General features: G+C 43.5%; 12 protein-coding genes and 1 pseudogene. 12 read left to right on the plus strand and 1 reads right to left on the minus strand.

Annotated features, from left to right (window positions below):
- A partial coding sequence (locus KY305_RS19590) for a tetratricopeptide repeat protein (RefSeq protein WP_223063913.1) occupies positions 1–746 on the plus strand: 746 nt, incomplete at its 5' end.
- Positions 736–867, plus strand: a complete 132-nt coding sequence (locus KY305_RS20210; protein WP_262417890.1) for a hypothetical protein — start codon at positions 736–738, stop codon at positions 865–867. The genes KY305_RS19590 and KY305_RS20210, both read left to right, overlap by 11 nt.
- A gap of 45 nt (positions 868–912) precedes the next feature.
- Here KY305_RS20210 and KY305_RS19595 read toward each other — a convergent pair whose 3' ends face one another.
- A complete protein-coding gene (locus tag KY305_RS19595) occupies positions 913–1,101 on the minus strand; it encodes a hypothetical protein (RefSeq protein ID WP_223063914.1) in 189 nt (62 codons plus the stop codon).
- Between the two features lie 105 nt (positions 1,102–1,206).
- Between KY305_RS19595 and KY305_RS19600 the strand changes: the two genes are divergently transcribed.
- The 10 genes and pseudogenes from KY305_RS19600 to KY305_RS19645 all read left to right on the plus strand — a co-directional run bounded on the left by KY305_RS19600 (position 1,207) and on the right by KY305_RS19645 (position 8,063).
- Positions 1,207–1,434 carry a WYL domain-containing protein gene (locus tag KY305_RS19600; protein WP_223063915.1) on the plus strand — a complete coding sequence of 76 codons (228 nt, stop codon included), beginning with the start codon at positions 1,207–1,209 and terminating at the stop codon, positions 1,432–1,434.
- Positions 1,427–1,654, plus strand: a complete 228-nt coding sequence (locus KY305_RS19605; protein ID WP_223063916.1) for a LexA family protein — start codon at positions 1,427–1,429, stop codon at positions 1,652–1,654. The genes KY305_RS19600 and KY305_RS19605 overlap by 8 nt, the downstream gene beginning before the upstream one ends.
- Positions 1,655–1,795: 141 nt before the next feature.
- Positions 1,796–3,322, plus strand: coding sequence for a recombinase family protein (locus KY305_RS19610; RefSeq protein WP_223063917.1), 1,527 nt, complete (start codon positions 1,796–1,798; stop codon positions 3,320–3,322).
- A 31-nt stretch (positions 3,323–3,353) separates the two neighbouring features.
- Positions 3,354–3,440 (plus strand): annotated as a pseudogene (gene gerE, locus KY305_RS20215) (spore germination transcription factor GerE); the annotation flags it as partial.
- Positions 3,441–3,612: 172 nt separating this feature from the next.
- Positions 3,613–4,053, plus strand: coding sequence for a MarR family winged helix-turn-helix transcriptional regulator (locus tag KY305_RS19620; RefSeq protein WP_214798052.1), 441 nt, complete (start codon positions 3,613–3,615; stop codon positions 4,051–4,053).
- Positions 4,054–4,060: 7 nt separating this feature from the next.
- Entirely contained in the window at positions 4,061–4,879 is an 819-nt protein-coding gene (gene racE / locus KY305_RS19625) for a glutamate racemase (RefSeq protein ID WP_223063918.1), read from the plus strand.
- Positions 4,880–4,994: 115 nt separating this feature from the next.
- Positions 4,995–6,080 (plus strand): GerMN domain-containing protein, encoded by a 1,086-nt coding sequence (locus tag KY305_RS19630; RefSeq protein WP_223063919.1) that lies wholly within the window; start codon positions 4,995–4,997, stop codon positions 6,078–6,080.
- A gap of 110 nt (positions 6,081–6,190) precedes the next feature.
- The gene (rph, locus tag KY305_RS19635) at positions 6,191–6,928 is read left to right on the plus strand and encodes a ribonuclease PH (RefSeq protein ID WP_223063920.1); all 738 of its coding nucleotides are present in this window, start codon (positions 6,191–6,193) and stop codon (positions 6,926–6,928) included.
- A gap of 12 nt (positions 6,929–6,940) precedes the next feature.
- Positions 6,941–7,537 carry an XTP/dITP diphosphatase gene (locus KY305_RS19640; RefSeq protein WP_223063921.1) on the plus strand — a complete coding sequence of 199 codons (597 nt, stop codon included), beginning with the start codon at positions 6,941–6,943 and terminating at the stop codon, positions 7,535–7,537.
- A 16-nt stretch (positions 7,538–7,553) separates the two neighbouring features.
- Entirely contained in the window at positions 7,554–8,063 is a 510-nt protein-coding gene (locus KY305_RS19645) for a YfcE family phosphodiesterase (RefSeq protein WP_223063922.1), read from the plus strand.
- Positions 8,064–8,229: the final 166 nt, after the last annotated feature.

Here is an 8,229-nt window from a genome sequence, read left to right on the forward strand (position 1 = left end):
TCGTGCACGTTCATGATGAAATTGAAAAAGCGGAATTTCATTTTAAGCTGGCAGAAGCTTATTACGGTATGAAACAAAGTCATGTATCAATGCACCATGTCAAACAAGCGTTGGACATTTATAATCAGTATGAGCTTTATAAGGTGCGAAAGGTTCAGTGTCTATTCGTCATATCAGGGAATTATATTGATTTTAAACGTTATGAGAAAAGTCAGCCGCATCTTGAAAAAGCTCTTGAATTATCAAAAGAGTTAGATAATAGAAGGTTGATTAGTTCTGCTCTTTATAATTTGGGCACAAACTTTGGGGATAGAGGCGACTACGAACAGGCGGAAATCTTTTTAAGGCAAGCAGTAGAGATAACAGAAAAAGCAAAGCTGAGCAACTTGCCGCATTCCTTATTTTCTTATGCGAAGTTTCTTTTTAAACAGGGGAAAATGTCAGAGGGAATCCAAGCGAGTAAGAAAGGACTATCGGCCGCCGTATACCAAGGGGATAAGTTATTCGAAAAGTTACAGGGGTACCTAAAGGCCCTTTATGTAGATGCAGTAGATCAGCAGGGAGTTAATGAAACGATAGAATACCTGGAGAAGAATAAAAATTATTCATATGTCGAGGATATTGCCTGTGAGACTGCTTCTGTTTATGCAGATTCAAGGGAGTTTGAAACATCCTTTTTTTATCATAAAAAAATGGTTGATACGCAAACACAAATTCAAAGGGGAGAGTGCCTGTATGAATTTTAAAAAAAGCGTCTTCATTATTCTGGGGCTGTCATTGACTTTAGTGTGCGGATTCGGAATCAACTCAGTGGAAAAACAAACAACAGATACCATTCAAATTGCTTCTGATCGCCTTCAAACATGAGCCTTTTCTTCGGAAGAGGTTTTTTTATTTCCTTATTATAATGCGTCAAAAAATCCATTTGTTCTTTTTCTTATCCCACCTCAATATGCGCTGCCTCATAAGATTCTTAACAGCTTCCCGTATAGCACGTTCATCCTTCCCAGTTTTTCTCTTCAGTTGATCCAGCGAGGGATTTTTTCCGAAGTGGGTCATATTAAAAATAATCCGATACACTTTTCGTTCAAAATCATTCAATTCAATTGCCTCCTTGAGTAAATAATACCAGAACAAACATTCCCTTTTCAACTTGAAACAGAACAAAAGTTCGTATAAAATAATAGTAAAGAAGGAGGGGGCAGCATGAAAGCATTGTTAAATCGTTCGTTAAATGAAAAATCAGCACTGGACATGATTTATATAAAAGCTGATGGAACAGTCTCAAAAAGAGCAATTATAGTTCATCAGATAACACAGAATTACATTCGGGCATTTTGTTTTACGAGTAGACAGACAAAAACATTCAGGATAGACAATATTCTTGCTGTTGTCCCGTCTAACTATAAAAAAGGGGTAAGGAATCATGCGTGACATTACGAAAAGACAAGCTGAAACGCTGCAAGCAATCATAAATTTCATTAATGAGTACGGAGTGGCGCCGACTTATAGAGAATTGATGGAAGACCTCGGTTTAAGCTCTACCAGCACAGTGAAAGGCCTGCTGGACAAATTAAAGGATAAGAATTACATAACGTGGCAGAATGGTTGCCCGCGTACGCTGAAATTAGAAAAAAGAGCTCAGCAACCCTGAAGCTCTTTTTCTATTGACTGCACCTTTTTCCGGCCAGTCCTACGAATTGGACAAGAACTGACGTTCGTAAAAATTGTAGGCTGCCCGCAACCATTATGATATAATTTTGAAAAATGTACCTTTTGCAAACGGGGTGATATTTTGTTTTTTGAAGAAAAAAATACAGAGGAATTGATCAGATATGAAGATTATCCCTATGCGGTTTATGCAAGGGTTTCGTCTGAAAAGGATAGCCAAACAACATCCATACAAAACCAGATTGACATATGCCATCATTGGATTGAAAAAAACAACTATGAATGGAAAGACGAGGCTATCCAGCTGGACGATGGTATAAGCGGAACAATTCTTCTCGACCGTAAAGCCATGCAACTAATTTTAAACAAAGCCACGAATCACAAGTTGAAAATGGTTGTATTCAAATCCATCAGCCGGCTTGCGAGGGATCTGAAGGATGCGCTGGATATAAAAGAGGTTTTGCTGGCGCACGGTGTTCGTGTAGTTACGCTGGAAGAGGGATATGACAGTTTATATGAAGGAAAAAATTCAATGAAGTTCGAAATGTTTTCCATGTTCGCTGCTCAATACCCACAGACAATATCGGTTTCAGCAAGTAGCGCGCTCGCAGCAAAAGCAAGACGCGGGGAACATTCAGGCCGGGTTCCATATGGGTATAAGAAAAACGGCAAGTTTCTTGAAATATACGAAGAGCAAGCGAAAGTGATCCGCATGATTTTTGATTTATACAATAATCACGGTTACGGCCAGAAGAGAGTTGTACACAAATTAAATGAAGAATTGCTGCTCGGCAATATTCCCAAACCTCAGCAAAATGAGAGGTGGCAACTATCAACTGTTCAGAGGATTTTACAAAATCCGATCTATTGCGGTGTGTTCATTGCTAACCGGTATACTCAAGTGAAAATCGGGGGCCGAAAAAAGTTCATCCGTAACCCGGAGGAAAAATGGACGATTTATAAAGATTGGGCGCCGAAGATCATTACACTGGAAGATTACGAAAAGGCGAATAATAAAAAGCATGTGCTGAAAAAACGGCGTTTCAATCCGAAGAACGAACTTCGCGGCTTAATGAAGTGCGGTGTGTGCGGCGCGAACATGGTCATCCTGTTCAGCTATAGACGCAGGAAAAAAGACGGCGTAAAAGTGGAGCACAATTATGTGAAGTGCAGCGCCTATCGACGCGGAGGGAAAAACATGTGTATTTCTCATCCGCCCATCCAGTATAAAGATTTACGCGAAATAGTAATTGAAAAGCTCAAGGAGAAGGGCCGTAAATTAAAACTGAATGTAAAATCAGATTATGAAGAGAAAAAGAAACGGCGGATCAGAGAAACAAAAGTTCAAATTGAAGCAGCTGAGAAAAAACATAAACGGCTGCTGGAATTGTTCCTCGAAGACCAAATGATTTCAAAAGCCGAATTCCAATCCAAGCGGAAAGAGATCGAGGATCAAATGGAACAATTAAACGATAAGTTGTTTCTGCTCGAACGTGAAGAAGAAGAGTCAATTGACATAACAAACATTAAAATTGCCTTTAGTCTTCTGAAGAAGAAGGACCAAGATTTGTTTGAGGCGTTTCATGCGCTTATTGAAAAGTTAGTCATTCATGAAGATGGAACTGTTGATTTTCATTATAAATTCCAGTGATCATTCTCATTTATGTTTGCAAAAGATATGCATAACAAATGCCATGCAGAAATTGGGTGTGAAAGGGCGTTCGCAAGCTGTTGTCGAGCTTCTTAGAATGGGTGAGCTAGAGCTCTGATTCTTGCCGGTTTTCCTTCTTTACGAGAAGGAGCCGGTTATTTGTATTGCATCGGGATTCGTATACCTTACTCTTCCTTTTTCTCTGTCAGTCTTGCATTTTCTTAAAAAAAGAAGGAAAATAGACACGGAGCACATAAGCCCAGAAAGATCCTTGAGTGAGGGATGGACAAATGACATCAAAATCTGTAGAGCATGTTGCGGATATCGAAAAATCACTCCGCCATATCGCTGCGATCATTAAACAAAAAGGAAGAGAAATCCTTAACCAATATGCAATTACACCGCCGCAATTCGTGGGTCTTCAATGGCTGTACGAGTTGGGGGATATGACAATAGGCGAATTATCAGGCAAAATGTATTTGGCTTGCAGCACGACGACGGACCTGATTGACCGCATGGAAAAAAATAAGCTTGTCGAGCGGGTGAAGGACCCGGCTGACAGACGTGTCGTCAGAATTCATCTTCTCGCTGAAGGAGAACGCATTATTCAAGAAGTGATTTTAAAAAGGCAGGCTTATTTGCGGGATATGTTCGAAACATTTTCCGATGAGGAAATAGCCGTCTTCGAAAAATCATTACTGAAACTGCAGCATGAAATGAAAAGAAAATGAGGCGATTTTGTTGGAACAGCCGATAGGAGTCATTGATTCCGGGGTTGGCGGGTTAACCGTTGCTAAGGAAATCATGAGACAGCTACCGAAGGAAAATATCATTTATGTGGGAGATACGAAACGCTGCCCATACGGCCCGCGTCCTGAACGGGAAGTGCTTCAATATACGTGGGAAATGACCAATTACCTCCTGGAGAACCACCACATTAAAATGCTCGTGATCGCCTGCAATACGGCGACGGCAATCGCATTGGAAGATATTCAGGCAAAAACGGACATTCCCGTTGTCGGCGTAATTCAGCCGGGGGCGAGGACGGCGATAAAGGTGACGAAAAATCAGCATATCGGCGTCATCGGCACTGCAAATACGATCAAAAGCGGAGCTTATGAACAGGCGCTGCTCAATTTAAATGCCGGGCTTCACGTTGAAAATACGGCTTGTCCGCTGCTTGTGCCGTTTGTGGAAAGCGGACGGTTTCTTAATGAAACAGCGGAGGAAGCAGTTGAAGCATCGCTGTATCCGCTGAAGGGGACACCGATCGACACCTTGATTTTGGGGTGCACGCATTATCCGATTCTGAAAGAGCCGATCCAAAGCTATATGGGAGAGCATGTAAAGATTATTTCCTCCGGTGACGAAACAGCGAGGGAAGTCAGCACCATTCTTTCATATAAAGGCTTGTTAAACCAATCGAAACATATGCCGGAGCATCAATTTCTCACAACGGGAGAGCGAAACCGATTTGCAAAAATTGCTGAAGACTGGTTCGGCCATGAAGTCGGTCATGTCGAGTGCATTTCGTTCCAAGAGCCGGTCAGAAAATAAATCACAAAACCCGCCGTAAAAAGCGGGTTTTTTTGCGCTTCCCGGAAAATCTCGGTCTATTTCCTGAAAGGGGCTCGTATACATCATAGTACAAACAGCCTTAGGAGGGAAAAGTATGCTGAAAAAAGGACCTGCAGTCATTGCTGCAACATGTCTTACTTCGGCTTTTGTTTTATCAGGATGCGGCTTGTTTCAATCCGATAAAACAGCCGGGGAGATTGATCCGCCTCAAGACGTTTCATACGTAAAGGATGAAGCGGGTATTCAGGCAAAAACGAAGCAATCAGAAAAAAACAGCATCTCTAAAGCCGAGCAGCCCGCGAATACGGTGATGAGAGAGCTGTATTTGATTGATAAAAACGGCTACGTTGCGGCACAGACGCTGCCTCTTCCGAATAGCGAAGGAAGCGCGAAGCAGGCGCTTGAGTATCTGGTACAGGGCGGTCCTGTATCGGAAATTCTCCCGAATGGCTTCAGAGCCGTGCTTCCCGCCGATACGACGGTTAACGTTGACATTAAAAAAGACGGCACCGCAGTCGCCGATTTCTCTAAAGAATTTAAAAACTATAAAAAGGAAGATGAGCAAAAAATTCTTCAGTCCGTTACATGGACACTCACTCAATTCAGCTCAATAGACAAAGTCCAGCTCAGGATCAACGGACATGAGCTGAAAGAAATGCCAGTGGGCGGCACTCCGATTACAGGTGATGTAAGCAGAAAAGACGGGATTAATATTGAAACGGCCGGTGTTAACGATCTGACGGATACGCATCCTCTTACTGTCTATTACTTGGCGGAAACAGAGAACAGCGAGTATTACGTGCCTGTCACAAAACGGATTGAGAATTCGGAAACAAATGACATTACCGCAGCCATAGAACAACTGGCAGACGGGCCGGGCAAAGCAAGCGGGCTGCTGACCGATTTCAATAACGATGTCAAACTGCTCAGCAAGCCGAAAGTAAAAGACGGGCAGGTCACGCTGGATTTTAACAGCTCAATTTACGGAAGCGCAGATGAAAAAACAAAAATGGTGTCCTCGGGCGTGCTGGACAGCATTGTGCTGACATTAACGGAGCAGCCGTCGGTAAAAAGTGTTTCTATAAAAGTAAACGGAAAATCAGAACTTGTGAATGAAAAAGGAGAATCCCTTTCAAAACCTGTTTCAAGACCGTCACAAGTGAATACGGGTAGTTTTTAATTTGGGATTTTTGATATACTAGTAAAAAAGAGGTTAGCGTTCCGGCTGCCTCTTTCTTTATTCATCATCCGGAACAAAAAGGTTTATGTACATATAATCGGAGGTAAAATATGAGACACGACGGAAGACAGCATGATGAGCTGCGTCCCATCACATTTGATTTGGATTTTATCACTCACCCGGAAGGCTCTGTTTTAATTACGGCGGGGAATACAAAGGTCATCTGTAACGCATCAGTGGAGGACCGGGTGCCGCCATTTTTACGGGGAGGGGGAAAAGGCTGGATTACCGCAGAATACAGCATGCTCCCGCGAGCAACAAATCAGAGAACGATAAGAGAATCTTCAAAAGGAAAAGTGTCCGGCAGAACGATGGAAATTCAGCGCCTGATCGGGCGTGCGCTTCGGGCTGTCGTTGATTTAGAGAAGCTCGGCGAACGGACGATCTGGATTGACTGCGACGTCATTCAGGCCGACGGCGGCACAAGAACAGCCTCCATTACCGGCGCATTTCTGGCAATGGCCATCGCTATCGGCAAACTCGTAAAAAACGGCGTCATCAAAACGACTCCGGTGACAGATTATCTTGCGGCCATATCTGTCGGAATTGATAAAGAGCAAGGGCTTCTTTTAGATTTAAATTATGAAGAAGACTCTGCGGCTGAAGTTGACATGAATATCATTATGACGGGAAGCGGCCGTTTTGTGGAGCTTCAGGGAACGGGAGAAGAAGCTACTTTCTCACGCGAGGATTTAAACGGGCTTTTAAGCCTTGCGGAAGAAGGAATCCAAACACTCATTCAAAAACAAAAAGAAGTGCTGGGAGATTCACTGCCTGAACTGAAATAACGATAGAAAGGCTTGATCAGCGTGAAAGAAGCAATTATTGCGACACACAATCCTGGAAAAGTAAAAGAATTTAAGGAGATACTGGAACCGAAAGGCTACAGCGTCTTCTCATTGGCTGAGATCGGATTTACGGAAGACATAGAAGAAACCGGACAAACCTTTGAAGAAAACGCCATTTTAAAAGCAGAGGCCGTCGCCAAAGCCGTTAACAAAATGGTCATTGCAGACGACTCAGGTTTATCGGTAGACAATTTGGGCGGCAGACCGGGCGTATATTCCGCTCGTTATGCCGGCGAATCAAAAGACGATACGGCCAATATAGAAAAGGTGCTTTCTGAATTAAAAGGCATTGAAAAAGAGCAGCGCACAGCCCGTTTCCGCTGCGCGCTAGCCGTCAGCAGACCGGGACAGGAAACAAAAACAGTCGAAGGGCACGTTGAAGGGTATATCGCAAAAGAGCCTGCCGGAAACAACGGCTTCGGCTATGATCCCGTCTTTATCGTGAAGGATAAAGATAAAACGATGGCTCAGCTGACAAGCGCTGAAAAAAACAAAATCAGCCACAGAGCTGACGCGCTCAAAAAACTGTCAAAACTGCTGGATTCGTAAGAGGGGGGCGTTTGCTATGAAAGTCTTGGTCATAAGCGACAGCCACGGGCTCGAGGACGAGCTGAGCGCAATTGCCAAGCGGCATGAGGCTGAAGCGGATCTTATGATTCATTGCGGGGATTCAGAGCTCGAAGCCGCACATCCGGCGCTTAAACCGTATCATGCAGTAAAAGGCAACTGTGATATGGGCGGCGGGTTTAAGGACGAACTCCTTATATCCGCAGGTTCAAGAAAAATCCTCGTTGTTCACGGACATCTTCACGGCATTAAACAGTCTCTTTTAACTGTTTTCTACCGGGCGGAAGAGCTGGGAGCGGACATCGTCTGCTTCGGCCATTCACATATTGCCGGCAGTGAAATGCTGCGCGGCAAGCTTTTGATCAACCCGGGCAGCATCCGCCTGCCGAGAGTGCGAAATGTCAAGAGCTATGCCATTCTTACCTTGTCAAACGATGAAGCGATTGTGACTTTTTATGATGAATCAGGACGGGAAATCAGCGGCATGGAAAATAAAATCTGCTTTTAATGTTCATGGGGAAGAATCATTTCTTCCCCATGAAAAAGTTTCTAAAAAATCATTGACTTATCTTTTGAACCTGTATATAATAAATCTTGTCGCTGATACATAAGTGAAAGCTGTCCCAGTAGCTCAGCTGGATAGAGCAACGGCCTTCTAAGCCGTCGGTCGGGAG

The sequence above is a fragment of the Bacillus sp. YC2 genome (assembly GCF_019891195.1).
Classification (GTDB): Bacteria; Bacillota; Bacilli; order Bacillales; family Bacillaceae; genus Bacillus.